Source organism: Rubrobacter calidifluminis, assembly GCF_028617075.1.
GTDB lineage: Bacteria > Actinomycetota > Rubrobacteria > Rubrobacterales > Rubrobacteraceae > Rubrobacter_E > Rubrobacter_E calidifluminis.
Window position 1 is genome coordinate 15,043 of sequence record NZ_JAQKGV010000023.1, and the last position, 24,549, is coordinate 39,591.

27 protein-coding genes are annotated in these 24,549 nt (G+C 66.7%); all 27 read left to right on the forward strand.

Annotated elements, in window-relative coordinates; translation table 11 throughout:
- Nucleotides 1–121: 121 nt before the first annotated feature.
- Entirely contained in the window at nucleotides 122–3,409 is a 3,288-nt protein-coding gene (gene smc / locus PJB24_RS14485) for a chromosome segregation protein SMC (RefSeq protein WP_273847079.1), read from the forward strand.
- 11 nt (nucleotides 3,410–3,420) lie between these two features.
- Nucleotides 3,421–4,548 carry a signal recognition particle-docking protein FtsY gene (gene ftsY, locus PJB24_RS14490; protein ID WP_273847081.1) on the forward strand — a complete coding sequence of 376 codons (1,128 nt, stop codon included), beginning with the start codon at nucleotides 3,421–3,423 and terminating at the stop codon, nucleotides 4,546–4,548.
- Nucleotides 4,549–4,551: 3 nt separating this feature from the next.
- Nucleotides 4,552–5,868, forward strand: coding sequence for a signal recognition particle protein (gene ffh / locus PJB24_RS14495; protein ID WP_273847083.1), 1,317 nt, complete (start codon nucleotides 4,552–4,554; stop codon nucleotides 5,866–5,868).
- A 23-nt stretch (nucleotides 5,869–5,891) separates the two neighbouring features.
- Nucleotides 5,892–6,134 carry a 30S ribosomal protein S16 gene (rpsP, locus tag PJB24_RS14500; RefSeq protein WP_273847085.1) on the forward strand — a complete coding sequence of 81 codons (243 nt, stop codon included), beginning with the start codon at nucleotides 5,892–5,894 and terminating at the stop codon, nucleotides 6,132–6,134.
- Between the two features lie 9 nt (nucleotides 6,135–6,143).
- Complete coding sequence (locus PJB24_RS14505) at nucleotides 6,144–6,383, forward strand: KH domain-containing protein (RefSeq protein ID WP_273847087.1); 240 nt, start codon at nucleotides 6,144–6,146, stop codon at nucleotides 6,381–6,383.
- 5 nt (nucleotides 6,384–6,388) lie between these two features.
- Complete coding sequence (gene rimM / locus PJB24_RS14510) at nucleotides 6,389–6,886, forward strand: ribosome maturation factor RimM (protein WP_273847089.1); 498 nt, start codon at nucleotides 6,389–6,391, stop codon at nucleotides 6,884–6,886.
- A 4-nt stretch (nucleotides 6,887–6,890) separates the two neighbouring features.
- A complete protein-coding gene (gene trmD, locus PJB24_RS14515) occupies nucleotides 6,891–7,622 on the forward strand; it encodes a tRNA (guanosine(37)-N1)-methyltransferase TrmD (RefSeq protein ID WP_273847091.1) in 732 nt (243 codons plus the stop codon).
- Complete coding sequence (gene rplS / locus PJB24_RS14520; RefSeq protein ID WP_273847094.1) at nucleotides 7,619–7,942, forward strand: 50S ribosomal protein L19; 324 nt, start codon at nucleotides 7,619–7,621, stop codon at nucleotides 7,940–7,942. The genes trmD and rplS overlap by 4 nt, the downstream gene beginning before the upstream one ends.
- 18 nt (nucleotides 7,943–7,960) lie before the next feature.
- The gene (locus PJB24_RS14525) at nucleotides 7,961–8,569 is read left to right on the forward strand and encodes a ribonuclease HII (RefSeq protein ID WP_273847095.1); all 609 of its coding nucleotides are present in this window, start codon (nucleotides 7,961–7,963) and stop codon (nucleotides 8,567–8,569) included.
- On the forward strand, nucleotides 8,566–8,928 hold the full coding sequence (locus PJB24_RS14530; protein WP_273847129.1) for a YraN family protein: 363 nt from the start codon (nucleotides 8,566–8,568) through the stop codon (nucleotides 8,926–8,928). Before PJB24_RS14525 ends, PJB24_RS14530 begins: the two co-directional genes overlap by 4 nt.
- 80 nt (nucleotides 8,929–9,008) lie before the next feature.
- The gene (locus PJB24_RS14535) at nucleotides 9,009–10,520 is read left to right on the forward strand and encodes a YifB family Mg chelatase-like AAA ATPase (RefSeq protein ID WP_273847097.1); all 1,512 of its coding nucleotides are present in this window, start codon (nucleotides 9,009–9,011) and stop codon (nucleotides 10,518–10,520) included.
- On the forward strand, nucleotides 10,507–11,616 hold the full coding sequence (gene dprA / locus PJB24_RS14540) for a DNA-processing protein DprA (RefSeq protein ID WP_273847099.1): 1,110 nt from the start codon (nucleotides 10,507–10,509) through the stop codon (nucleotides 11,614–11,616). Before PJB24_RS14535 ends, dprA begins: the two co-directional genes overlap by 14 nt.
- Before the next feature lie 58 nt (nucleotides 11,617–11,674).
- Complete coding sequence (locus PJB24_RS14545; protein ID WP_273847101.1) at nucleotides 11,675–12,499, forward strand: FliA/WhiG family RNA polymerase sigma factor; 825 nt, start codon at nucleotides 11,675–11,677, stop codon at nucleotides 12,497–12,499.
- A gap of 356 nt (nucleotides 12,500–12,855) precedes the next feature.
- On the forward strand, nucleotides 12,856–13,761 hold the full coding sequence (gene rpsB / locus PJB24_RS14550) for a 30S ribosomal protein S2 (RefSeq protein ID WP_273847103.1): 906 nt from the start codon (nucleotides 12,856–12,858) through the stop codon (nucleotides 13,759–13,761).
- 2 nt (nucleotides 13,762–13,763) lie between these two features.
- Nucleotides 13,764–14,351, forward strand: a complete 588-nt coding sequence (tsf, locus tag PJB24_RS14555) for a translation elongation factor Ts (RefSeq protein WP_273847104.1) — start codon at nucleotides 13,764–13,766, stop codon at nucleotides 14,349–14,351.
- Nucleotides 14,352–14,364: 13 nt separating this feature from the next.
- The gene (gene pyrH, locus PJB24_RS14560) at nucleotides 14,365–15,162 is read left to right on the forward strand and encodes a UMP kinase (protein ID WP_273847106.1); all 798 of its coding nucleotides are present in this window, start codon (nucleotides 14,365–14,367) and stop codon (nucleotides 15,160–15,162) included.
- Nucleotides 15,155–15,715, forward strand: coding sequence for a ribosome recycling factor (gene frr, locus PJB24_RS14565; protein ID WP_273847108.1), 561 nt, complete (start codon nucleotides 15,155–15,157; stop codon nucleotides 15,713–15,715). The genes pyrH and frr overlap by 8 nt, the downstream gene beginning before the upstream one ends.
- A gap of 13 nt (nucleotides 15,716–15,728) precedes the next feature.
- Nucleotides 15,729–16,463 carry a polyprenyl diphosphate synthase gene (uppS, locus tag PJB24_RS14570; protein ID WP_273847111.1) on the forward strand — a complete coding sequence of 245 codons (735 nt, stop codon included), beginning with the start codon at nucleotides 15,729–15,731 and terminating at the stop codon, nucleotides 16,461–16,463.
- A gap of 3 nt (nucleotides 16,464–16,466) precedes the next feature.
- Nucleotides 16,467–17,240: a phosphatidate cytidylyltransferase gene (locus tag PJB24_RS14575; RefSeq protein ID WP_273847112.1), complete on the forward strand. Its 774-nt coding sequence runs from the start codon at nucleotides 16,467–16,469 to the stop codon at nucleotides 17,238–17,240.
- 74 nt (nucleotides 17,241–17,314) lie between these two features.
- Nucleotides 17,315–18,361 carry a M50 family metallopeptidase gene (locus tag PJB24_RS14580; RefSeq protein ID WP_273847114.1) on the forward strand — a complete coding sequence of 349 codons (1,047 nt, stop codon included), beginning with the start codon at nucleotides 17,315–17,317 and terminating at the stop codon, nucleotides 18,359–18,361.
- Nucleotides 18,362–18,457: 96 nt separating this feature from the next.
- Entirely contained in the window at nucleotides 18,458–18,910 is a 453-nt protein-coding gene (locus PJB24_RS14585) for a ribosome maturation factor RimP (protein WP_273847116.1), read from the forward strand.
- Complete coding sequence (nusA, locus tag PJB24_RS14590; protein WP_273847118.1) at nucleotides 18,907–20,037, forward strand: transcription termination factor NusA; 1,131 nt, start codon at nucleotides 18,907–18,909, stop codon at nucleotides 20,035–20,037. The genes PJB24_RS14585 and nusA overlap by 4 nt, the downstream gene beginning before the upstream one ends.
- Before the next feature lie 6 nt (nucleotides 20,038–20,043).
- Nucleotides 20,044–22,131 carry a translation initiation factor IF-2 gene (infB, locus tag PJB24_RS14595; RefSeq protein ID WP_273847120.1) on the forward strand — a complete coding sequence of 696 codons (2,088 nt, stop codon included), beginning with the start codon at nucleotides 20,044–20,046 and terminating at the stop codon, nucleotides 22,129–22,131.
- Between the two features lie 8 nt (nucleotides 22,132–22,139).
- A complete protein-coding gene (locus PJB24_RS14600; protein WP_273847121.1) occupies nucleotides 22,140–22,421 on the forward strand; it encodes a DUF503 domain-containing protein in 282 nt (93 codons plus the stop codon).
- Entirely contained in the window at nucleotides 22,418–22,777 is a 360-nt protein-coding gene (rbfA, locus tag PJB24_RS14605; RefSeq protein ID WP_273847123.1) for a 30S ribosome-binding factor RbfA, read from the forward strand. Before PJB24_RS14600 ends, rbfA begins: the two co-directional genes overlap by 4 nt.
- Nucleotides 22,755–23,711 carry a DHH family phosphoesterase gene (locus PJB24_RS14610; protein ID WP_273847125.1) on the forward strand — a complete coding sequence of 319 codons (957 nt, stop codon included), beginning with the start codon at nucleotides 22,755–22,757 and terminating at the stop codon, nucleotides 23,709–23,711. Before rbfA ends, PJB24_RS14610 begins: the two co-directional genes overlap by 23 nt.
- 29 nt (nucleotides 23,712–23,740) lie before the next feature.
- The coding region (truB, locus tag PJB24_RS14615; protein ID WP_273847131.1) for a tRNA pseudouridine(55) synthase TruB at nucleotides 23,741–24,549 on the forward strand (809 nt) is incomplete at its 3' end.

Consider the following 24,549-nt stretch of genomic DNA (forward strand, 5'->3'; position numbering starts at 1 on the left):
GGAGAGCCTCGGCAGAGCCGGACTCCGGGGGAGCAGATGCTCCCCCGGAGCTTTTTGAGCGGCGCTTTGCGGGTTTTTCCGGCGTGCTTACCGGGCGGAAAGCACGTAGAATTCGCGCAGGATGCTCAAGGACATCTACATAAAGGGCTTCAAGACCTTCGTGCGGCCGGTGCGGATGCCGCTGGAGCGGGGCGTGACCGCGATCATCGGTCCCAACGGCTCCGGCAAGAGCAACATCACCGACGCGGTGCTCTTCGCGCTCGGTGAGCAGAGCCCGAGCCTCTTGAGGGCCAGCTCGATGTCCGACGTGATCTTCTCCGGCTCAGAGACTCTGAAACCTGCGGCCGTGGCGGAGGTCACGCTGGTCTTCGACAACTCTTCCGGGGAGATCTCGCTGCCGTACGAAGAGGTCTCCATCACCCGGCGCATCTCTCGTGACGGTCGGAATGTCTACCGGATAAACGGCTCTTCGGCCCGTCTCGTGGACGTTCGCGCGGTCGCAGGAGAGGCAGGAGTGGGGCGGCACAGCATCGTTCGTCAGGGGGCCGTCGGATCGATAGTCACCGGTGGGGCTTCGGCCGCGAGGGATGCGCTCGAGGAGGCTGCCGGCCTGGGTGTGTACCGCAGGCGCAGGTTGGCGGCGGAGAGGAGGCTGGGGCAGGCCAGCGACCAGCTCGAGAAGAGCCGCCAGATGGAGGCCGAGCTCGCATCCCAACTGCGCAGGATAGAACGCGAGGCCGAGGCAGCCCGTGAGTACCGGGAGCTCGAAGCCCGCTACCGCAGCCTGAGCCTGGCGCACCTCTACCGGCTGGCGAGCCGGGATCTCGAACGCCGGAGGCGGGAGCTCCGGCGGGCGGAAGCGAGGGTGCACGAGCTCTCGAAGCGGGAGAGCGAACTGCGCGCGCGGCGGGAGCGCCTCTCCGAAGATCTCGTAACGATCGAAGAGGAGCTCTCTCGGCAGGATGCGATCTTCGGTGCGATCGAGGGGGGCCAGGAGCGACTGCGGCGTCTCTCCGTGCGCCTCGAGCGGGCTTCCGTCCGTCTGGAGGGGCTGGGACGTGGGGTGTCAAGGCCGGAGGCCGTACTCCAGAAGAGGCTGGAGGAGGTGGCGAAGGTTCTGGATAGGGCTCGCCGGAGCGTGGAGGCTTTCGAGGCTGAACGTGCCAGGAGGCTCGAGGCGGCGGACCGGGTCGGGAAGGAGCTGCGCGCGGCACGCGAGAGGGTGGAGGCTCTCTCCGGGGAGAGGGAGAAGATCTCGCTCAGGCTGGAGCGGCTTCGGGCCCGTCTGGAGCAGATGTCCGATGATGCTTCCAGCGGCCACGTGCCGGACCACCTGCTCGAGAGGCTCGAGCGCTTGCCGGATGATCTGCGCCGGACGAAGGATCCCACGGAGCTTCAAAACCGGATTTCCGGGTTGCAACGGCGCGTATCCGGGCACCGGCGTGATCTCGAGGACCTGCTCACCGCGGCCCGCGAACGTCAGGGGGCGCTCGCGGCGATACGCGGGAGCGCCGAATCCACCCTCAGGCGGCTGCGTGCCGGGCGGGAGGGTGCTGGCACCTCGATCAGGCTGCGCGAGGTGATCCGTGCCCGACCCGGGTTCGAGTCGGCCGTGGACGCGGCCCTGCGAGAGCTCGGAGACGGGGTGCTGGCGGACGATCTCGGCGCGGGGCTGCGGCTGGTCACCGGACCCGAGAGGGTGGCGGTCCGCCTCGATGCGAGCCCGGTCGAGGAGGAAGATGCCCTCCCCGGCCTGCCGCTGTGGGAGTGTATCGAGGTCACCGACCCCCGCTACTCGGAGCCGATACGCAGGATACTCTGCGGTATCTACGTCATCGAGAATCCTTCCGGCATCGAGCTTTCGAACGGCCACGTCTTCGTGACGCCGGAGGGGTTGCGTCTGACGCGGGCCAGCGTGGCTCGTGGCGGCTCGGGGTTCTTCGAGCGCGAGGGCCGTATTCGCCGGGAGGAGAAGCGTCTCTCCGACCTCGAGAGAGGCCCGGCAGCCACGCTCGACGAGATCCGGGGCGGACTCGCACGCGCTTCCGATGTTCTGCGCGCCGTCTCCCGCGCTTGCTCCGAGCTCGATACCCTCTGCAAGAGGCTCCTCGAGGCCAGGGAGCTCCTCGCCTCCCGCGCGGAGCGCCTCGCGGCCTCGGAGCGTCGTTCGCGGGAGAGGGCGCGTGAGCATAGGCAACGGGCGGGCGCGTTCGCCCGGGAGATCTCCACCGAAGAGGAGAGGCTCGCCGCGGTGGCGCGCGAGCTGCACGAAGCCGAGAAGGAGGCTTCTGGGGCCGCGTCCGCCCGTGCGGACGCACGGGAGAACCTGCGTGTCACCGAGCACGAGCTCGCCGACGGCCGCCGGGTGCTCCGCTCTCTCGAGAGGCGCCACGAACGCCTCCTGCACGCCGTGAGACGCTCCTCCGCGGCCGCCCCGACTCCGGACGCAGGGGCCCTGGAGAACCTCACCCGACGGTCGCTCGAAGTCTGCACCTCCCTCTCCGAGAGGCTTTCGGAGATGAAGGAGGCGCTGCGGCGCACCCGCGAGGAGGCCGGCGAGAGGCGCCGGAGACTCGGCCGTCTGCAAGAGGATCTCGCCTCCAGCGCGGCCAAGCTGGCCGGGGAGATCGCCGAAGCCCGCGGAGAGCGTGAGCGCCTCGCGGACGAACTGCACCGCGCAGAACGCGGCGCCGAGGCGGCGCGGGAGGAGCTGCACTCCGAGTGGGGCGCTACCCTGGAGGAGGCACGCCGGAACGCCGAAGATCTCGGTCCCGATACAGAGCAGGAGAGACGCGAACTCGCCCGCCGCCTCAAGAACTTCGGGGACGTCAACCTGCTCGCCATCTCCCAGCAGGAACAGCTGCGCGAGCGACATCGTTTCCTCGTCTCTCAGCGCGAAGACGCCGAAGCGGCCGCCACAGATATTAAACGCATAATACAGAAGATAGACCGGGAGATAGAGCGTCGTTTCCTGAGCACCTTCGAGCGGGTACGCGAGATCTTCGAAGGCATGGTCCCGTGCATGATGTCCGGTGGGCAGGGCAGGCTCGAGCTCTCGGAGGATGGGGTGGAGATGGCGGTGAGGATAGGCAAAAGGGGCTGGAAGCCTCTGCAGGTACTCTCTGGCGGGGAGAGGTCGCTGCTCGCGCTCGCGTTCCTCTTCAGCATCTTTCTGGGTGGGACCCGCGAGTCCGGGTGGTTCTGCATGCTCGACGAGGCGGAGGCTGCGCTCGACGACCTCAGCCTGGCCCGCTTCCTCTCTGTGGTAGACTCTTACCGCGCGAAGGGCCAGATACTTCTGGTCACCCACCAGAAGCGCACCATGGCCTCGGCCGACGTCCTCTACGGCGTATCCGTGGACGGAACCGGGGCCACCGCAGTTGTGTCCAAACGTCTAAAAGGAGAGTAGAGTCCGGCGCTATGGCCCGTTCCTGGCGCAACTTTTTCAGGAGGAAGAGAGAGCCCGAAGCCGAACCTCCCCAGATAGAGGCCCCGGAGGAGACGGAGGAGCGACAGGAGGAGGCGGCGGAGGCCGCTCCCCCTGCCCGTGAGGAGCCCGAAGCGGTGCGGGTGGAGGAGCCTGCGCCGCGTGAGCCGGAGGCGGCACGGGTAGAGGAAGAAGAAGCCCGCGAGGAGTCCGAAGCCGGGTGGTTTGGCCGCCTCAGGCAGGGGCTGCGGAAGAGCCGGGAGTCTGTCGTCGGGCAGCTGAACGCGGCGGTGGCCGAGTTCAGGGACGCCGAGGACGAGGAGTTCTGGGAGAGGGTCGAGGAGATCCTCATTGCCTCCGACGTCGGGGTGACGACCACGGCGAAGCTCGTCGGGGAGCTCGAGCAGGAGGCTCTCAGGCGCAACATCACGAGCGGGGAGGAGCTCCGGGAGCTTCTCGTGCAGAAGGCCGAGAGGATGCTCTCCGGGCCCGTCGAGCTCGACATATCGCACAAGCCCACGGTCATCCTGATGGTCGGGGTCAACGGGACCGGGAAGACCACCACGATAGGCAAGCTGGTCAACTTCCTGCCGGGGAAGGTGATGCTCGCGGCCGGGGATACCTTCCGGGCCGCGGCGATAGAGCAGCTGCAGGAGTGGGGCAGGAGGACCGGGGCGCCGGTCATCGCCCGGCAGCGCGGCGCCGACGCGGCCTCCGTAGCGCACGAGGCCGTCGAGGCGGCGAAACGAGAGGGGATGGACGTTCTGATCGTGGACACCGCGGGGAGGCTGCACACAAAAATCAACCTCATGGCCGAGATGGAGAAGATAGGGCGGGTCATCGGCCGGCAGCTGCCCGGGGCCCCGCACGAGGTGCTGCTCACGGTGGATGCGACCACCGGGCAGAACGGTTTGAGGCAGGCCAAGATGTTCAAGGAGGCCATAGGGGTGAGCGGCATCGTGTTGACCAAGCTCGACGGAACGGCCAAGGGCGGCATCGCGCTGGCGATAGCCAACGAGATCGGGGTGCCGATAAAGCTCGTCTCGGTGGGGGAGAAGGTTGAGGATCTGCACCCGTTCGATGCCCGGCAGTTCGCGGAAGCTTTGTTCGGGGAGCTCTAGGAGATGTTCGACACTTTAAGCGACAGGCTGAACACCGCTCTCGAGGGCGTACGCAGCAGCGGAACCCTCACGGAGGATCAGGTAAAGAAGGTCACGCGCGAGATACGCCTCGCGCTGCTCGAGGCCGACGTCAACTACAACGTCGTCAAGGAGTTCGTCTCCAACGTGCGCGAGCGGGCGACCGGGGCGGAGGTCTCGAAGGCGCTCTCACCGGGCCAGCAGGTCGTGAAGATCGTCAACGAGGAGCTCGCGAACCTGATGGGCGGGACGGCGAGCAAGCTCACCTTCGCCTCCCGGCCGCCGACGGTCGTGATGCTCGCGGGCCTCAACGGGCACGGGAAGACGACCGCCGCCGGCAAGCTCGCGCTCTTCGTCAGGAAGATGGGCAAGCACCCCTACCTCATCGCCTGCGACACCTACCGTCCGGCCGCCATAGACCAGCTCGAGCAGATAGGGCGCGAGCTGAGGGTCCCGGTCTACAGCGAGGGTACCGAGCCCGCGCCCGAAGACATCGCCGAGCGCGGCATCAGGCGTGCCAGGGACGAGGGGTACGACTTCGTCATCGTGGATACCGCGGGGCGGCAGGTCGTCGACGAGCAGATGATGGAGGAACTGCGGCGGGTGCGCGAGCGGATAAAGCCGCACTCGGTCCTGCTCGTGCTCGACGTCGTCACCGGGCAGAACGCCGTGGAGGTCGCACAGGCCTTCCAGGAGTACGCGGACTTCGACGGCATGATCCTCACCAAGCTCGACGGCGATGCCCGCGGGGGGGCCGCGCTCTCGGTCGTCTCGGTCACCGGGCGGCCGATAAAGTTCGCCTCCGAGGGCGAGAAGATGAGCGAGTTCGACTACTTCTACCCCGACAGGATGGCCGGACGCATCCTCGGGATGGGGGACGTCCTGACGCTCATAGAGAAGGCCGAGGCCCAGATGGACCGCGAGCAGGCCGAGGAGCAGGGCAGGAAGCTCATGAGCGGGAAGTTTACCTTCGAGGATTTCCTCAAGCAGATGCAGATGATAAAGAGGATGGGGCCGCTCTCGGGGCTGCTCGGCATGATTCCCGGCCTCGGCCGGCAGCTGAAGGACGTCGAGATAGACGACCGGGTGATGGGGAGGGTCGAGGCCATGATAACCTCGATGACCCCGCAGGAGCGGCGCAACCCCAAGCTGTTGCACAACCCGAGCCGGGTGCGCAGGATCGCCCGCGGCTCGGGGACGAGCCCGCAGGAGGTGCAGAAGCTCGTCAAGCAGTTCGGCGAGATGCAGAAGATGATGCGGCAGATGGGCAAGGGGAGAGGTTTCCCGAAAGTTCCGTTTTGAGAGAAGAGAAGGAAGGTGATGACATGGCGGTGAAGATAAGGCTTGCCAGGTTCGGGTCCAACAGGAACCCGTTCTACCGGGTCGTCGTGGCCGATTCGCGCAGCCCCCGGGACGGCCGGTTCATAGAGCGGATCGGCACCTACAACCCGCGCACCAACCCCTCGGACATACAGATAGACACCGAGAAGGCGCGGGAGTGGCTCGCCAAGGGCGCCCAGCCCACCGACCAGGTGCGCAAGCTGCTCGAGATCTCCGGGGTCCTCTAGGAGGGAGGCATGCGGCAGTTCGAGGATCTGCTGCGGTTTCTGGTCGAGGGGCTCGTCGACGATCCGCGGAGCATCGAGATCTCCGGCGAGGAGCGGGGGAGCCGGGTCAGCCTCACGCTGCGGGTCGCGAGCGAGGACATGGGCAAGGTCATCGGCAAGGGCGGCCGGACGATAAACGCGATCCGCAAGGTCATGAAGGCCGCCTCCGTGAAGGCCGAGCGCCGGGTGACGGTGGAGGTTCTGGACTAGGAACCTTGCACCGGGAGCCCTCTGACCCGGTCACCATCGGCAGGATCCTGGCCCCGCACGGTGTGCGGGGTACCGTGCGCGTCAGAGCCTTCGGCTCGGGACGGCACCTGCGCGAGGGGGTCGAGCCATTCGTGGCGGAGAGGAGGCGCAGGATCCTGCGCAGCCGATCCACCCCGAAAGGATTCCTCGTGGACCTCGACGGCATAGAGAGCCGCGAGGAGGCTCTGGAGCTGCGCGGACAGGAGATGTTGCTCGACCGCACAGAGCTGGACGATCCCGACGAGGAGGAATACTACGTGGGAGACCTCATCGGACTCGAGGTCGTCTCCGGATCCGGGGAGACCATCGGGAGGGTCACGGAGACCTTCGAGACCCCGGCGCACGAGGTGCTCGTCGTGCGCGGCCGGGGTGGTGAGTCTTACCTTCCCTTCACCCGGGAACACGTGCCCGAGGTGGACCTGGAGCGGGGCAGGATCCTCGCCCGGCCACCGGAAGAGGCGTAACGTTATGCGGAGCATCGACGTTTTCTGCGTGTTTCCCCGTGCCGTCGAGGCGGCCGTACGGGTCGGGGTCGTCGGGAGGGCGATAGAGCGTGGGCTGGTGGATTTCAGGGCCTTCGACCTGCGGGACTTCTCCGCCGACGGCAGGATAGACGACATGCCGTTCGGGGGAGGGCCTGGGATGATTGTCCGGGTGGATATCGTGGCGCGGGCGCTCGAGGAGGTCTACGGCGTGCCGGCGAGAGAGCTCAAGGAGGAACGCCGGGTCGTCGTGACCGAGGCATGGGGGCGCAGGATCACCCAGAGCTACATCAGCGAGGTCAGCTCCGATCGGCGTGATCTCACGATCGTCTGCGGCCGTTACGGAGGAATCGACGAGCGGGTGAGCCAGGTCATCGCAGATGAGGTGATCTCCCTCGGTGAGTTCGTCCTCTCGGGGGGGGAGATAGTCGCGGCCGCGCTCTCTGATGCGGTGATAAGGCGGATGGAGGGGGTGCTGGGGAACTCCGAGAGCCTCGTCGGTGAGTCCTTCTCTTCCGGAGAGGACGTGATGGGCCCGCCGCAGTACACCCGGCCCGCCGAGTGGGATGGAGAGAGGGTCCCCGCCGTGCTATTATCCGGAGATCACGAGAAGATCCGCGCCTGGCGCGAGCGGGAGGCGCGCCTCAGGGCTGCCGGATGCTTACCCGATCCCCAGCCGGGGGCCTGTCGAGAGTCTGCGAAAGGAGAGAGCCTATGATCACGAGCGAGAACATCGAGCCGCGCACCGACTTCAAGCCCGGCGACACCATTCGTGTTCACTACCGGGTCGTCGAGGGCAACCGTGAACGTACGCAGGTCTTCGAGGGGTTGTGTCTCGCGCGCAAGGGAGGCGGGATAAACGAGACCTTTCTCGTCAGGAAGACGTCTTTCGGGGTGGCGGTGGAGAGGATCTTCCCTCTGCATTCGCCCCGGATCTCCAGGATAGAGGTCGTGACCCGCGGGGATGTGCGCCGGGCCAAACTCTACTACATACGCGAGAAGGTCGGTAAGAAGGCCCGGGTAAAACGCGCCCGGTAAGGGAGACCGGCCCCACACGTGTCCCGGGTCGATCCGCCAGCCCTCTACGCATTCGACGCGGCCTGGACCTGCGGTCGTCGCGCGCCGCTGGCCGGGACCGACGAGGCGGGGCGTGGGGCACTCGCCGGGCCGCTGGTCGCCGCGGCGGTGGTTCTGGGAAGGGGCGCTGTCGAGAGCCTCGCTGACTCCAAGGCGCTCCGCCCGGAACGGCGTGAGCTCGTCTACCGCGGGATACTCGATCGGGCCGAGTCGCTCTCGGTGGTCTCTGTGCCCGCCTGGTGGATCGACCGCCAGGGGATCGGGACGGCCAACTGCGTGGCTCTCGAACGCGCCATCTCTCTTCTCGAGGAGAACGCCGGGTGCTACCTCGCCGACGGGAGCCTCCGCCTCGGCAGAGGCATAGAGAGCCTGCCCGGGGCGGACGCGTGCAGCGCCGTGGTGGCGGCCGCGAGCGTGGTGGCCAAGGTTCTGAGGGATGCGGCGATGTCCCGGCTCGCCGCCGAGTATCCTGGTTACGGATTCGAACGCAACCGGGGGTACGGCACCCGCGATCACCGCCTGGCGCTCGCGGAGCTTGGGCCCTGCAGGGTGCACAGGTTGAGCTACGCCGGGGTGAGGAGCGGATAGGGGCGGACGGCAGGCAGCAAGCCGGGCGGATGGGGGAGACGCTCGCGCTCCGGTACCTCGTGCGGGAAGGATACGTGCCTCTCGCCCGCAACTACAGAACGCCTCGGGGTGAGATAGACCTGATCGTTCGCCGGGGTGCTACCCTGGTCTTCGTCGAAGTCAAGCTGCGCCGGGGAATGGGTTTCGGAGAGCCTCTCGAGGCCATCACCCCCCGTAAGCAGTCCCGGATACGTGCAGCTGCAGAGCAGTTCCTGGCCGGACTCCCGGAGGGCAGCTTCGAGGAAGTGCGCTTCGACGCCATCGGCGTGACGTTCGAGGGTGGTAGACCCAGGGTAACCCACCTGGAGGATGCCTTCTAAGCCCCAGGTTTGCATACAACACGACATGAATGGTATAATCCCGTCCGCTTCGGCTGATCCTCGCGTGGGGGTAGTTTGAGATGGCTGTATGCCGGGCTCGGAGCCTGGCCCTGGTAGGTGTAGAGGCGGTGCCCGTAGAGGTCGAGGTAGACATAAGTGCTGGCCTGCCGGGGTTTTCGATAGTTGGGTTGCCGGATGCGGCGGTTCAGGAAGCACGGGAGCGCGTGCGGGTTGCGATCTCCAACGCCGGGTACAGGTTTCCCCCTCGAAAAGTCGTGGTTAACCTCGCGCCGGCCAACCTCCGCAAAGAGGGGCCGACATTCGACCTTCCGATAGCGCTTGCAATCCTTGGTGCTTCTGGTGTGTTGGATGGGCAATCTCTGGAGGGATGTGCTGCGGCCGGTGAGTTGTCGCTCGACGGCGGCGTGCGTGGGATAAGGGGAGCGCTCTCGATGGCGGAGAGGGTCTTCGCCGAGGGTATTCCAAGGCTGCTCCTTCCGGCCCGCAACGCTGCCGAGGCTGCGTGCATGGGCGGTGTGGAAGTGCTGGGGGTCGGGAGCCTGCGGGAGGCTGTGGGTTTTCTGGAAGGATCAACGAGTATAGAACCCGCGGTCCCCGGGCGCGGGGGCGAGGCAGGATGGGGGGACACGGAGGAGGATTTCGCCGACGTCGCTGGGCAGGAGTTCGCCAAGCGGGCTCTCGAGGTGGCGGCCGCCGGTGGACACAACGTCCTGATGTGCGGCCCACCGGGTTCCGGGAAGACGATGCTCGCCCGACGGCTTCCGGGGATACTCCCCCCGATGACCCTGCAGGAGAGCATAGAGGTGACGAAGGTCTACAGCGCCGCTGGTCAGACGGATGGTGGACTTCTCAGGGTCAGGCCGTTCCGCGCCCCGCACCACACGATATCTACCTTGGGACTCGCTGGAGGGGGAAGCAACCCGCGTCCCGGGGAGGTCTCGCTGGCGCACCACGGCGTTTTGTTTCTGGACGAGCTTCCGGAGTTCTCGCGCAGGACGCTCGAGGTCTTGAGGCAGCCGCTCGAGGACGGGGAGGTGACAATATCCCGGGTGGCGGGGACGCTCAGCTACCCGGCCCGCGTGACGCTCGTCTGCTCGATGAACCCATGTCCGTGCGGGTACGCTGGGGATTCTCGCCATGAGTGCCGCTGTACACCGGGACAGATAGAGCGCTACAGGAGCCGGCTTTCAGGGCCGCTACTTGACAGAATCGACCTGTTTGTCAACGTGCCTCGTCTCAAGAGGGAGGAGCTGCGCGGGCCGGTGTTGGCGGAGGGGTCCGGGCGGATCAGAGAGAGGGTGGTCGCCGCCCGGGAGAAGCAGATCGAACGCCAGAGGGTACCGAATTCGGCCCTCGGCGGCCGCAGGCTGCGCGAGGTGTGCCGGCTGGACGAACCTGCGGAGTCGCTCTTCGCTGCAGCGATCGAACGCCTCGGGCTCTCCGGGAGGGCACACGACAGGATCCTGCGCGTGGCGCGCACTGTTGCGGATCTTGCCGGTGAGGACTGGATCTCCGCCGACCACATAGCGGAGACGCTCAACTACAGGAGGATGGAACTTGCCGGGGGTTGAGGGGAGGGATGCCTGCCTGCTGCTCTCGCTGGTACAGGCGCGGGTGGGAGCGAGCATCTTGCGTGCTCTCGGAGAGAGGGAGCCGGAAGTCGTTCTCGAGGAGCGGCCGGAGCGATTGCGTGAGATGTTCGGTTTGAGCGAGAAGGCTGTCCGTGTCCTTGAGGAGATCCGGCACACCTTCGACGCGGAAAGCGTCGTGGCGGCCCTCGCGGAAAGGGGTGCCAGCGTGGTGACGCTCGCCGATGAGGGCTATCCGGAGCGGTTGCGCCAGGTTCCGGACCCCCCTCCGGCTCTCTTCCTCTCGGGCGGGGCGATCCCGGATGGGCCGGCGGTGGCGCTCGTAGGCTCCCGCAAGGCCTCGGCCGGTGCTCTTGAGGCAGCCAGGGAGCTCGGTAGGGCCCTCGCCGGGCGGGGTGTGAACGTCATCAGCGGGCTCGCTTTGGGTGTGGACGCTGCGGCCCACGAGGGTGCTCTGGAGGCGGGGAACACCGTGGGCGTGCTCGGGTGCGGAATCGACGTGGTCTACCCGCGTCAGAACCGGGATCTCTACGAAAGGGTCAGGCGGCAGGGAACCATCCTCTCCGAGTACTATCTCGGAGAGGCTCCGCTCGCCTGGAGGTTCCCGGCGCGCAACAGGATCATCGCGGGGCTCGCTGATGTTGTGGTGGTGGTCGAGGCTTCCCAGAGGAGCGGGGCGCTCATAACCGCCAGGCACGCTCTGGATGCGGGGAGGGAGGTCTGGGCGGTTCCCGGACCCATAGGAGTACCGGAGTGCCGGGGATCGAATCGCCTGATCTCAGAGGGGGCCTCCCCGCTTTGGGATGTGGGGGAGTTCGTTGAGGCCGTCGCGCCCCCCTCGGAGGAGGAATTCATGGGACGCGAGTCCCTCGCTGAGAACCTGTGGGACGTGCTGCCCCACAGGGAAGCGGCGGTCCTTGCCGGCATCGGGTTTACACCGTGCAGCGTTGATCAGATCTCCCGCCGGAGTGGGGTCGATGTGCGGGAGGTGCTGCGCGTGTTGCCGGTGCTCGAACTCAAGGGATATGTACGTCGTGATGTTGGCGGGATGCTCTCGCGTACGGGGCCCGTGGGATGAGGTCGTACTCTTATCTCAGAACCATGGTCCGGTCGGTTGCTGGTTGGAGGGGGGTTTTTTGGGCATCGGGGGTGGTCATACACTAGGGCGTCTGTGGGAGCGTTACCTCGCGCGCCGGAGCGAGCTCGCGGGGCTCCCGGGCGATGATCGCGCCCGGTCCGGCCTGCGGCGTCAGGTCAACCGGCTGCGGGATCGTCTGATGGTCAACTATTCGCCACTGGTCAAGTACGTCACGGGCCGTATGCCGGCCGGTGTGAAGGGCGCGGTGGATACCGAGGAGCTCATCGCCTGGGGTCAGATGGGGCTGCTCAACGCCATAGAGACCTTCGACCCCGAGAGGCAGACCAAGTTCGAAACCTACGCCATTTCCAAGATCCGTTGGGCCATCCTCGACGAGTTCCGCAGGCAGGACTGGGTTCCGAGGAGGGTGCGCTCCCAGATAAGGGACGCCGAACTCGTCTCTTCCCGCCTGGCCCAGAGCCTGCGCCGGAACCCCACCGAACTGGAAGTGGCCGGTGAGATGAACCTGCCGCTGCACGAGTACCGCAACCTCCTGGGGTGGTACACCCGTTCGAGGGTCTACTCCCTGGAGGCCAGGATGGAGATGAGCGAACGCCTCGGCGGAGAGCTGCACGGCATGATCTCCGACCTCGGTGCCTCCGATCCCCAGTCGGAGGCGAGCCAGACCGACCTAAGACGGCACCTGGCCGAAGCGATAGGCGAGCTCGGCGAGCAGGAGCGCGTGGTAGCCACCTTTTACTTCTACGAGGGGCTCACCCTGAGGGAGATAGGCCGGGCCCTCGGCCTGTCGGAGGGCCGTATCTCCCAGATCCTGCGTCAGGCACTCATCAAACTCAGGTCCAAGCTGGAGGAGAACCGTTAGGAGAGATGGAAAAAGCCCCGGCGGTTGTTGTTGTGAAGGCGCTGGAGGGGGAACTCCAGCTGGTCTAACCGGGGCAGAGTGATTATGCGACAGACTGGATAACGAGGCCATATAGAGCGTGTAACGATTATGTTACGGATGCTTGAGTTGTAGTTAAATCCCCGGCGGAGACCCTCTGTCAGGAGCTTCTAGAAGGAACATTTGTGGTGTGCTAGTATCAACTGGGTTTGAGTACACACGCCTGCGAGGAGCCTCTGAGAGAGCCCCAAAACGAGGTGGTGGTCCGTGTCTCTGGCGCGGACTTCGTACGCGGGCGGAGGAGATAACCACCTGATCGCAACAAGGAGCAGAGAGAGTTGGAGAACGCGACCCAGCAGAAGATAGGCGTAAGAGAGCTGCTAGAGGCGGGGGTACACTTCGGACACCAGGCCAAGCGGTGGAACCCGAAGATGAAGCGCTTCATCTTCGCCGAGCGGGCGGGGGTACACATCATAGATCTCGATCAGACCCTGACGCTGCTCGACCGGGCGCTGGCCTTCGTCAGGGACGTGGCTGCCGCCGGGCAGGACGTACTCTTCGTCGGGACGAAGAAGCAGGCGCAGCTCACGATCACCGAGCAGGCGCTGAGGTGTGGGCAGCCGTACGTCGCGGAACGTTACATCGGCGGCATGCTCACCAACTTCCGCACGATCCGGCCGCGGATCGAGTACTTCAAGCAGCTCGCGGCCCGGGTGGCGGAGACGCCCGAGGAGGAGCGCACGAGCAAGGAGTGGTTCGCGCTCGAGAAGGAGTACCAGAAGCTGCGGCGCAACTTCGCCGGCATCACCGAGATGGAGCGGCTGCCCGGGGCGTTGTACGTCGTGGACCCCAAGCGGGAGGAGCTGATAGTCCGGGAGGCGAACCGGCTGAAGATACCGGTGGTCGCGCTCACCGACACCAACTGCGACCCGGACGTGATCGACTACGTGATCCCGGGCAACGACGACGCCATCCGCTCGATAAACTTGATCACGCGCCTCATCGCCGAGGCCATACTCGAGGGGCGCGGTGGCGAGGAGATAAAGGATGCGGACCGTCCGATACCGCCGGCGGTCGAGGAGGCGAAGGCGGCCGAGCCTCAGGTGCCCATTGGGGAAGAGGAAGAGACGGAGGAGGTCGCTCCTTCCTCTCCGGGAGGAGAAGAGACCGGAGATGGCGAGGTCGGCGTATCCGCGGGCGATGGGCAGGCTGTAGAGTCGGAGGAAGAAGAGGAGAGAGGGTAGGTTTGGCGAGCACGATAGAGAAGATCAAACAGCTGCGGGAGGAGACCGCGGCCGGGATGATGGACGTGAAGCGGGCTCTGGAAGAGTCCGGCGGGGACATCGAGGCGGCGCGCAGGGTCCTGCGGGAGCGGGGGCAGGCCGCCGCCGAAAAGAAGAGCGGCAGGGAGGCCCACGAGGGCCTGATCGAGGCGTACGTGCACTTCAACGGCCGGGTCGGGGTGCTCGTCGAGGTCAACTGCGAGACGGATTTCGTGGCGCGCACGCCGGAGTTCAAGGAGTTCGCCCGCAACATCGCGATGCACATCGCCTCGATGAAGCCGCTGTGTGTCTCGGTCGACGACATCCCCGAGGAGGCGCTCTCCGAGGAGCGTGAGATCGTCGAGAAGCAGGTTGCCGAGATGGGCAAGCCGGAGAACATCGCACGCCAGATCGTGGAGGGGCGCCTCAAGAAGTGGGCCTCCGAGCGGGCCCTGCTCACGCAGCCCTACGTCAGAGATCCGGGCAAGACGGTGGAGGACCTGCTCAAGGAGCAGGTGCAGAAGCTCGGCGAGAACATCGTGGTCCGGCGCTTCGTCCGGTACGAGCTCTAGACCGGGGAGGTCCATGGCCGGGTCTGTCGGTAAGGATGAGGCTGAACCTGCCACGAACGCCCAGGATCTCGGTCCCGTAAGGCGGGTGGTTCTCAAGCTCTCCGGGGAAAGCCTGGCCGGGAACGGCGGCTACGGCATAGCTCCCGATGCGCTCGACGCCACCGCCACGCAGGTCCTCGAGGCCGTCGAGGCCGGGGCCGAGCTCGCGGTGGTGGTCGGCGGCGGGAACATCTTCCGCGGTTCGCGGGTGGCCGAGGAGCTTGGGATAGAGAGCGCCACCGCCGACTACATGGCGATGCTCGGGACCGTCATAAACGCCTTGGCGCTGCAGGCGGCGCTCGAGCGGCGCGGGGTCCCCACGCGGGTTCAGTCGGCGATACAGATCCAGGAGGTCGCCGAACCCTACATCCGCCGCAGGGCGATAAGACACCTGGAGAAGGGGCGGGTGGTGATCTTTGCTGCTGGCACCGGCAATCCCTTCTTCACGACCGACACTGGCGCCGCCCTGCGGGCGCTGGAGATCGGGGCGGATGCGTTGCTAATGGCCAAGAACCGGGTGGACGGGGTCTACGACCGGGACCCCAGGGTCCACCCGGACGCCGTGCGCATCCCGCGCCTGACGTACATGGATCTTCTCTCGAAGAACCTCTCGGTGATGGATCATACGGCGGCCACGCTGTGCGGGGGGGAGCAGCTTCCGATCATCGTTTTCGATATACTGAAGCCCGGCAATCTGCGCCGCATACTCAAAGGCGAGCGCGTGGGCTCCCTGGTGTGGAAGGACGGGAGCGGAGGAGAGAGCGATGTCTGAGGTTGTGGATCTCACCGCTGCGGAGAGGCGGATGAAAGGCGCCGTCGAAGCCGTGAAGCGAGAGTTCGGAGCGGTGCGCACCGGACGCGCCAACCCCTCGTTGCTCGACAGGGTCGAGGTCGAGGCGTACGGCACGAAAGTTCCCCTGAAGAGCCTGGCCAGCATCAGCGTCCCCGAACCCCGCCTCCTGTCCGTCACCCCGTTCGACCCCAACTCGATAAAAGACATCGAGCGCGCGATACGCAACTCCGAGCTCGGCCTCAACCCGCAGAACGACGGCAAGATCATCCGCATACCCATCCCGGAGCTGACCGAGGAGCGCCGGCGCGAGTTGATCCGGCTCGTCCACCACATGGCCGAGGAGGGCCGGGTCGCGGTGCGCAACATCCGGCGCGACGAGATGAAGGATATCGTCGAGCTCAAGAAGATGGGGGAGATCTCCGAGGACGACGAGCGCCGGGCGGAGGAAGAGCTGCAGAAGCTCACCAACCGCTACGTAAACCGCATAGACGCCGCGCTCGAGGAGAAAGAAGCCGAACTTCGGGAGGTCTGAGCCCCTGCAGCCTTTGAGGGAACGTGTTTTCGGGGTGCCCGCCCGCTCCGAGGGTGGACGGGGCGCGGTGCCGCGGCATGTGGCGATAATCATGGACGGCAACGGCCGGTGGGCGAAGAGGCGGCTGCTGCCACGCACCGCCGGGCACCGGGCCGGGGTCACCGTGCTCACGCCTCTGCTCGAGACGGCCGGCAGGGTGGGGGTGGAGTTCCTCACGCTGTACGCTTTCTCGACGGAGAACTGGATCCGCCCCGAACCCGAGGTGAACACGCTCATGGAGCTCTTTCTGGAGACGGCGCGCAGCAAGGTGCCGGAGCTCAACGAGCGTGGGGCGAGGCTGAGGTTCATGGGCAGGCGCGAAAAGCTGCCCGCCGCGGTGTGCGAGGCGATCGAAGAGGCGGAGCGCCTCACCGCGCACAACGACCGCCTGAACGTCTACATAGCGCTCAACTACGGCGGTCGCAGCGAGATCGTCGACGCAGCCCGGCGCATCGTGGCCGATGGGGTTCCCCCGGAGGAGCTCGACGAGGCTACCTTTGGGCGCTACCTCTACGCGCCGGAGGCCCCGGAGGTGGACCTCGTCATACGCACCAGCGGGGAGCTGAGGGTGTCTAACTTTCTGCTCTGGCAGATCGCCTACGCCGAGTTCTACGTCACGGAGACCCTCTGGCCTGACTTCTCGCCCGAGGAGTTCATCAGGGCCATCGAATGGTTCGGGACCAGGTCCCGGCGTCGGGGCGGGGTGTAGGAATTGCTCCGGTGGCGGCTCGCCACCGCGCTCATCCTGCTCCCGGTGATAGCCGGGGTGATCGCCGCCGGCCGGTGGGTGATCCTGGCGGCGCTCGTCGTCGTGGCCGTCATCGCGGCGTACGAGGTCTCCCAGGCGCTGCCTCCCTTCCCTTTCTCGGCCGGGGTGGGCGCCGGGCTCGGACCGGTGGTGCTCTCAGGTCCTTTCGGGGTTTCTGGGGCGCTCGGCGGCAGCCTGCTCGTGCTTCCGGTGACGCTCGCCATCCTGCTCGAGAGGCGCGGGGCGCGCACGCCCCTGGTCTTGCTCGCCGGGTTCATGATGGCGCTCTGGGTCGGGGTGCCGCTCTCTTTCGTTGGGCTGCTCGCCGGGCTGCCACACGGGCGTCTGCTGGTGGTTCTGCTGCTCGTCGGGAGCTGGGCCTCCGATTCGGGGGCGTACTTCACGGGGCTCCTCGTGGGCCGGCGGCTCCTGGCCCCGGAGGTGAGTCCCAGGAAGACCGTGGAGGGGGCGATCGGCGGGCTCGTCGCCGCCTCCGTCCTGGTCGGCGTGGGGGCCCCGCACTTCCTCGGGCTCGGTCTCTGGCAGTCGTTCGTCGCGGGCGGGGTCATCTCGGTCTTCGGGCAGGCCGGGGATCTTTTCGAGTCCTCGGTCAAGAGAATCCTCGGGATAAAAGACCTCGGCAGGCTGTTGCCCGGGCACGGCGGCATGCTGGACAGGGTGGACAGCCTGCTCTTCGCCGCCCCGGTGCTCTACTACCTGGTTTTGCTGGCCTCGTAGCAGGTCCGGGCGCGGCGGTATGTGCGGTAAGATAACCACGAGAAGCCTCCGGCGAACTTCTGAGAGGTAGAGACTTGACCGTAGTCATAGCCATACTCGGCCTGATCTTCCTGATCGTCATCCACGAGATGGGGCACATGCTCACGGCGAAGGCGCTCGGCGTGCACGTACCCGAGTTCAGCGTGGGTTTCGGTCCCGCGCTGTTGCAGAAGAAGATAGGACGGACGGTCTACTCCTTCAGGATCGTCCTGCTCGGTGGTTTCGCCAGGATGGCCGGGATGGACGACGAAGAGAAGGGCCCGGACACCTACCCCGCCAAGCCACCGTGGAGGCGGGCCCTCATAATCCTCGCCGGCCCGTTCACCAACATCCTCGCCTCCATCGTCATCCTCGCTCTGGTCTACATGTTCTCCGGCGTCATAACGGGTGCGAGCATGCGCGTCGAGAGCGTGGTGCCACACTCGTTCGCGGCGCAGGCCGGAGTGAAGCCGGGGGACAGGATCATCGCCTTCGACGGCGACAGGATGGACGGCTGGAGCGGGTTCCAGAAGGCCGTCTCCTCCCGGAAGCCCGGCGAGAAGGCCACCCTGGTGGTCAGTCGGGACGGCCACAGGATGACCTTCTCCGGCAGGCTCGGCAAGAACCCGGACGATCCGAGACAGGCGCTCGTCGGGGTGCAGCCCCAGCCGGTGCGCAGGATCTACGGTCCCCTCGAAGCCACCGGGCTCGCGGCGAGCAGGGTCTGGTTCGTCACCGAGCAGCTCGGGTCTTTCGTGGGGCAGCTCGCGAGCGGGCAGCAGAGCTTCTCCAAGAGCGTCAGCGGCCCCATCGGTATCGTCGCCATAAGCAGCGAGTCGGTCTCGCAGGGGTACTTCTTCTCCCTGCTCTCGTTCATAAGCCTCAACCTCGGTCTCTTCAACCTGATTCCGCTGCTGCCGCTCGACGGGGGGCACCTGCTCGTCATAGCCGCGGAGAAGGTGCGCGGGAGGCCGGTCAGCAAGGAGACGGTGATGAAGATCGCCGCCTTCGGGCTCACGCTGCTTCTGGCCGTCTTCCTGTTCGCCACATACGGAGATTTGAGCAAGCTCTTCGACGGCCGACCGTTCATACCCAACCGCTAGGCGGCCTTGTAACCTACATACTCTGATGTACAATGGAGTTGTTGTGAAGCAAGGGGTCCGCAAGGACTCGTTGCTTTTTTAACGCCCGCAGGAGGTTTGGAGACGGCGAAGCTTGAGAGGCTGGCACAGGTCGTAGAAGAGGTGCTGCCCGCCGGGACGGAGCTGGTCGAGGCCCGCTTCGGTGGTGGGCCCCTGCTGACGCTCCTCGTGGACCGGGAGGACGGCCCGGTCGACCACGACTTCTGTGCGCAGGTGATATCGCTGGTATCGCCCGCCCTCGAGGCCGAAGGATACACGGGAATGATAGAGGTCTCCTCGCCCGGCATCGAGCGCCCCCTGACGAAGCCCGAGCATTTTCGGCGCTTCGCCGGCCGGGAGGCGAAGGTGAGGCTCGGGGAACCGGTGGGCGGCAGGCGCAACTTCACCGGGATCATAGAGCGGGCCGGGGAGGAGAGCTTCGTGTTGAGGCTCTCGGAGGGGGGCGAGATGGTGGAGCTGCCGTACCGCTCCGTCACGCGTGCGCACCTCAAGGAGGACATACAGGTATGAACACGGCATTGCTTTCGGCGCTGCACGAGATAGAGACGGAGAAGGGAATACCCTTCGATACGGTCAAGGAGGTTCTGGAGGAGTCCCTGCTCGCTGCCTACGAGAAGAGAGAGGGAGCGGTGGAGGGGGCCGAGGTCGTCCTCGACCGTGAGACCGGAGAGCTGAGGGTGATGAAGAACGGGGAGGACATAACCCCGCACGACTTCACCCGGATCGCGGCTCAGGTGATGCGCCAGACCTTCTACCAGCGCCTCAACGAGGTCCACAACCGGCAGCTCCTGGAGGAGTACGGGGAGCGCATCGGCGAGGTGGTCACCGGCATCGTCCAGCAGGCGCACCGCAGGATGACGATCGTGGACCTCGGGAGGGTGGAGGCGATCCTCCCGGCGAGCGAGCAGGTGCCGGGCGAGCGCTACGAGAACGGCCAGCGCTTGAGGGTCTACCTGCTCGAGATCCGGGAACCCGGACGGGGGCCCTCCCTGGTGGTGAGCCGCCGGCACGAGGGGCTGCTGCGGGGCCTCTTCGAGCTGGAGGTGCCCGAGATCTACGACGGGCTCGTCGAGATCAAGGCCGTCGCCCGCGAGGCCGGCCTGCGCTCGAAGATCGCGGTGTGGTCGAATGAGTCCGGGATAGACCCGGTGGGGGCCTGCGTGGGGCCACGCGGCAGCCGGGTGCGGGCGGTGGTCTCCGAGCTCCGGAACGAGAAGATAGACATCATCCAGTGGGACCCGGACCCGGCGCGCTTCATCGCCAAGGCGCTCTCGCCTGCGCGGGTGCGCGAGGTCTACCTGGACGAGGACGACCGGCAGGCCGAGGTGATCGTGCCGGACGACCAGCTCTCGCTGGCTATAGGCCGCGAGGGGCAGAACGCCCGGCTCGCCGTGAAGCTCACCGACTGGAAGATAGACATAAAGCCCGAGAGCCAGGCGATCGAGCTGGACGAAGAGGAAGACGAGTGGGAGCCTGACGAAGAGTCCTCGATGCACCGCTGCCGGGCCGTGCTCTCGAACGGCAAGCGGTGCGCCAACATGGCGCTTCCGGGGTCTCTGTTCTGCGGGATACCGTCCCACCAGGCTCAGGCCAAGGACTTCGAAGACCTGGTGGAGGGCTCCGATAGCGGGAGGTAGTTGAGAATGGCTAGACGTGTATACGAGATTGCCCGCGAGCTCTCCCTGGACACCAGAGAAGTGATGGGGCGCCTCAACGACGCGGGCGTGGAGGTGAAAAACCACTTCGCGACGATCGAGGATCCCGTCTACGAACGGGTGTTCGGCGGACTCTCCGGCAACGGCGGCGCCGGGTCTGCCGACGAACAACGCCGGGACCAGCGGGACAGGGGGCACTCGAAGGGTGGCAGGAAGCGCCGCCGGGTGGTCATAGACGCGAGTGCGACGAGCCGCGGTTCTTCCCGGGGGGCGGCGGAGGCGACCTCCGGGCATGAGGAGGCGCAGCCCGACGGCGGGAAGAAAGGCGGCGGTGAGGCGGCCGCCGTGCGCGTCGAGCCCGGCGCGACGGTGAACGATCTGGCGGAGGCCATCGGTGTGCCGGGGGCCCAGATCGTCAAGGTGCTCTTCGAGCTCGGGGAGATGAAGACCGTCACCCAGACGCTCTCGACCGAGGAGATAGAGCTCGTCGCCGAGGCGCTCGGCGTGAAGGTGGAGATCGGCGGCGCCGAGGAGCCTGCGTCCGAGGAGGGCGGGGCGGAGGACTCCCCGGAAGACCTCGTCGAGAAACCGCCGGTGGTCACGGTGATGGGGCACGTGGACCACGGCAAGACCTCGCTGCTCGACTACATCCGCAACACAAGCGTCGCTTCCGGCGAGGCCGGGGGGATAACCCAGCACATCGGGGCCTACCAGGTCGAGGTCGACGGGCGCAGGATAACCTTCATCGACACCCCGGGACACGAGGCGTTCACCGAGATGCGCGCCCGCGGGGCGCAGGTCACCGACATCGTGGTGCTCGTCGTGGCGGCCGACGACGGGGTGATGCCCCAGACCGAGGAGGCCATAGAGCACGCGCGGGCGGCCGGGGTTCCGATCGTGGTGGCGCTCAACAAGATCGACCTGCCGGACGCCAACCCGGACAGGGTCTACGGCGAGCTGGCCGAGCGGGGCCTGACCCCCGAGGCGTGGGGCGGCGAAACCGTGACGGTGCCGGTCTCGGCGAAGACGGGCGAGGGGGTGGACGAGCTCCTGGAGAACATCCTGGTCGTCGCCGAGCTCGAGGAGCTCAGGGCGAACCCCAAGGCTCCGGCGAGCGGGTACGTGATCGAGAGCGAGCTCGAGACGGGGCGCGGGCCGGTCGCCACCCTGCTCATAACCCGGGGCACCCTGCACAAGGGTGACGTGGTCCTCGCCGGCACCGCCTACGGCCGGGTGCGGGCGATGCTCGACTACACGGGCAAGAGGATCAAGGAGGCCACCCCCGGCACGCCGGTCGAGATCCTGGGGCTCTCCGGCGTTCCCGAGGCGGGAACGCGCTTCGAGGTCGTCGAGCACGAACGCATAGCGCGCTCGCGCGCCGAGCAGCAAGAGGCCGCCCTCCGGCGTCAGGAGCTGGCGGAGAGCGGACCACGTCGGACGCTGGAGGATCTCCTCGGTGAGGGCGGAACCCAGGAGCTCAACCTGGTCGTCAAGGCCGACGCCGCGGGTTCGGTCGAGGCGCTCAAGGACGCGCTCGCGAAGCTCTCCACCGACGAGGTGCGCATAAACATCGTCCGCTCGGGTGTCGGGGCGCTGACTGACTCCGATGTGATGCTCGCATCGGCCTCGGACGGCATCCTGCTCGGCTTCAACGTCCGCCCGACGAACACCGCCAAGCAGCTCGCCGAGCGCGAGGGCGTGGAGATACGCACCTACAACGTCATCTACAAGGCGATCGAGGAGATCGAGGCGGCCATGCGCGGGATGCTCGCGCCCGAGGAGACCGAGCGGGAGACCGGCACGGCCGAGGTGCGCCAGACCTTCCGGGTGCCGAACGTGGGCACCGTCGCCGGCTGCTACGTCTCGAGCGGTGAGATCTCCCGCAACGACCGCGTGCGGGTGGTGCGCGAGGGCGTCGTGATCTACGACGGCCAGGTCGCCTCGCTCAGGCGCTTCAAGGACGACGTGCGCTCGGTCCGGCAGGGCTTCGAGTGCGGCGTCGGCATAGAGAACTTCAACGACGTAAAAGAGGGTGACGTCCTGGAGTTCTACCAGGTCGTCGAGGTTCCGAGGTAGAGTGACCCTTGCTCTTCGCGCTACGTCTGGAGCTGGAGCTGCCCTACGCAGCGAGCCTCAAGGACAAGCGTCAGACCGTACGCTCGATAAAGGAGCGCCTGAGACGCAGGAACGTCTCGGTGGTCGAGTGCGACCACCAGGACCTCTGGCAGAGGGCCACGATCGAGGTGGCCCTCGCTGCCGTCTCGCCTTCGGCCGCGGAGCAGAGGCGGGAGGAGCTTCGCCGTATCCTGCTGGGCTATGAGGAGCTCTCTATCCTCGAGTGGCGGGAGGAGTTTCTGAAGCTGTGAGCGAACGCACGAGGAAGATAGAGTCGCAGCTCAAGGAGATCATCGGTGACGAGGTGGCCGCGCTCTCGGACCCCCGAATAAAGGGGCTGGTGACGGTGACGGACGTCAGGGTGAGTGCGGACCTCTCGCGGGCGACGGTGTTCTACAGCGTGCTCGCCGAAAACGACGAGCGGGAGGCCCGGGAGGGCCTGCAGAGCGCCGCGGGGCGCGTCCAGGCCGCCGTGGCCGCCCAGACGCACCTGCGTCGCACGCCCCGGCTGCACTTCGAGCCGGACCCGGTGGTGGAGCGGGCGACGAAGATAGAGTCCGTACTGAGGGAGGTAAAGACAGACGATGACGACCCGAGCGGAGGTTAACACGCCGGCGGAGGTGGCCGCTTTTTTAAAGGGCATCAGCCGGGCCGCGGTCACCACCCACACCGGCGTGGACGGGGACGCCGTGGGATCGGCGGTGGCCCTCGTCTATCTGCTGCGCAGGCTGGGGGCCGAGGCCGTCTTCTGCCACGGCGAGCCCGTACCCGAATACCTCCGCTGGCTTTTGCCGCACGAGCAGCTCTTCGAGGCCCCCGAGGGATACGACCTGCTCGTCGTCGACACCTCCCGCGCCGACCGGGCCGGTGTCGGCGGAACCCCGCGGCTGAACATCGACCACCACGAGGACAACCCCCTCTACGCCGAGTACAACCTGGTAAACCCCCGGGCCGCGGCGAGCGCGGAGATCGTCTACGACCTCTACCTCGAGCTCGGGGTTGAGGTGGAAAAACCCGCGGCCGAGGCGCTCTACACGGCGATAAGGACCGACACGGGCGGCTTCCGCTTCCGCAACGTCTCCCCCCGGGCGCACGAGATAGTCGCCGAACTGATGCGCGCGGGGGTCGTGCCGGCGGAGATGTACGACCGCCTCAACCGCACGGCGACCATCGAGCAGCTCAACATCGTGGGCCTCTGCCTGGCGAAGGCCCGGCGCTACGGCGAGGTCGTCGTGACCACGATCGAGAACGAGGACTACGAGCGTACCGGTGCCACCGAGCTCGACTCCAAGGAGGCGATAGACTACCTGCGCAGCGTGGCGGGCGTGGACGTGGTCGCCCACCTGCGCGAGGTTCCCGAGGGGACGAAGGCCTCGCTGCGCTCGGAGGCGGTGGACGTGGGCGAGATCGCCCGCCGCTTCGGCGGCGGGGGACACCGTCTGGCCGCGGGTTACACCGTCGAGGGCGTGCGCCCGGAGAAGGCGAAGGAGATGCTCCTGGCGGAGCTCGCCAGGGTGGTCGACCTCGGAGGCGCCCGATAGCCGGCCCGACTCTCTCGGGTGCACTGCTGCTGGACAAGCCTTCCGGCACGACGAGCGCCCGAGCCCTCGACCCGGTCAAGCGACTCTTGCCCCGCCGCACCAAAGTGGGCCATGCAGGGACGCTCGACCCGATGGCCTCCGGGCTCCTGGTCGTCCTCGTCGGACGCGCGACGAGGCTCTCCCGGTACGTGATGGATCTGCCCAAGACCTACCTGGCGACGGCCCGCTTCGGCGCCACCTCGGACACCCTCGACGCCGACGGCGAGATCGTCGAGATCGAGGGCGCGACCCTGCCGCCGGAGGCGGAGATCCGGGCGATCCTCCCCGGCTTCACCGGGGAGATCCTGCAGACCCCGCCCATGGTCTCCGCCCTCAAGGTGGGCGGCGAGCGCCTCTACGATCTGCACCGCCGCGGCATCTCCGTCGAGCGCGAACCCCGCCGCGTCCGGGTCGAGCGTTTCGAACTCGTCTCCTTTGATTCCCGACGTGACGAGGCGACCTTCTCCATAACCTGCGGCTCGGGAACCTACGTCCGCTCCCTCGTCTCCGACCTTGCCGCCTCCCTCGGGAGCGCCGCCTACCTCACCTCCCTCCGACGTCTCTCGACCGGGCACCTGCACGTAGAGGACGCCCTCCCCCCCGAAGCACTGGACGCGGAGTCCGTGCATAAACGCATAATACACCCACGTGGGTTGCTGGAGCATCTGCCGGTCAGGGAGGTGAACGAAGGAGAGGCCGTCGCGGTCTGCAACGGGAGGACGATGAGGTGGGGTGGGGTGTATGGGAGGTTCCGCGTCGAGGCTGATGGGGAGCTGCTCGCGGTGTACCGGGGGGAGGG

Excerpts from the sequence above, each read along its gene's own strand:
- smc (WP_273847079.1), top strand. The coding sequence starts at position 122 with ATGCTCAAGGACATCTACATAAAGGGCTTCAAGACCTTCGTGCGGCCG.
- ftsY (WP_273847081.1), top strand. The coding sequence starts at position 3,421 with ATGGCCCGTTCCTGGCGCAACTTTTTCAGGAGGAAGAGAGAGCCCGAA.
- ffh (WP_273847083.1), top strand. The coding sequence starts at position 4,552 with ATGTTCGACACTTTAAGCGACAGGCTGAACACCGCTCTCGAGGGCGTA.
- rpsP (WP_273847085.1), top strand. The coding sequence starts at position 5,892 with ATGGCGGTGAAGATAAGGCTTGCCAGGTTCGGGTCCAACAGGAACCCG.
- PJB24_RS14505 (WP_273847087.1), top strand. The coding sequence starts at position 6,144 with ATGCGGCAGTTCGAGGATCTGCTGCGGTTTCTGGTCGAGGGGCTCGTC.
- trmD (WP_273847091.1), top strand. The coding sequence starts at position 6,891 with ATGCGGAGCATCGACGTTTTCTGCGTGTTTCCCCGTGCCGTCGAGGCG.
- rplS (WP_273847094.1), top strand. The coding sequence starts at position 7,619 with ATGATCACGAGCGAGAACATCGAGCCGCGCACCGACTTCAAGCCCGGC.
- PJB24_RS14535 (WP_273847097.1), top strand. The coding sequence starts at position 9,009 with ATGGCTGTATGCCGGGCTCGGAGCCTGGCCCTGGTAGGTGTAGAGGCG.
- pyrH (WP_273847106.1), top strand. The coding sequence starts at position 14,365 with ATGGCCGGGTCTGTCGGTAAGGATGAGGCTGAACCTGCCACGAACGCC.
- frr (WP_273847108.1), top strand. The coding sequence starts at position 15,155 with ATGTCTGAGGTTGTGGATCTCACCGCTGCGGAGAGGCGGATGAAAGGC.
- nusA (WP_273847118.1), top strand. The coding sequence starts at position 18,907 with ATGAACACGGCATTGCTTTCGGCGCTGCACGAGATAGAGACGGAGAAG.
- infB (WP_273847120.1), top strand. The coding sequence starts at position 20,044 with ATGGCTAGACGTGTATACGAGATTGCCCGCGAGCTCTCCCTGGACACC.
- PJB24_RS14610 (WP_273847125.1), top strand. The coding sequence starts at position 22,755 with ATGACGACCCGAGCGGAGGTTAACACGCCGGCGGAGGTGGCCGCTTTT.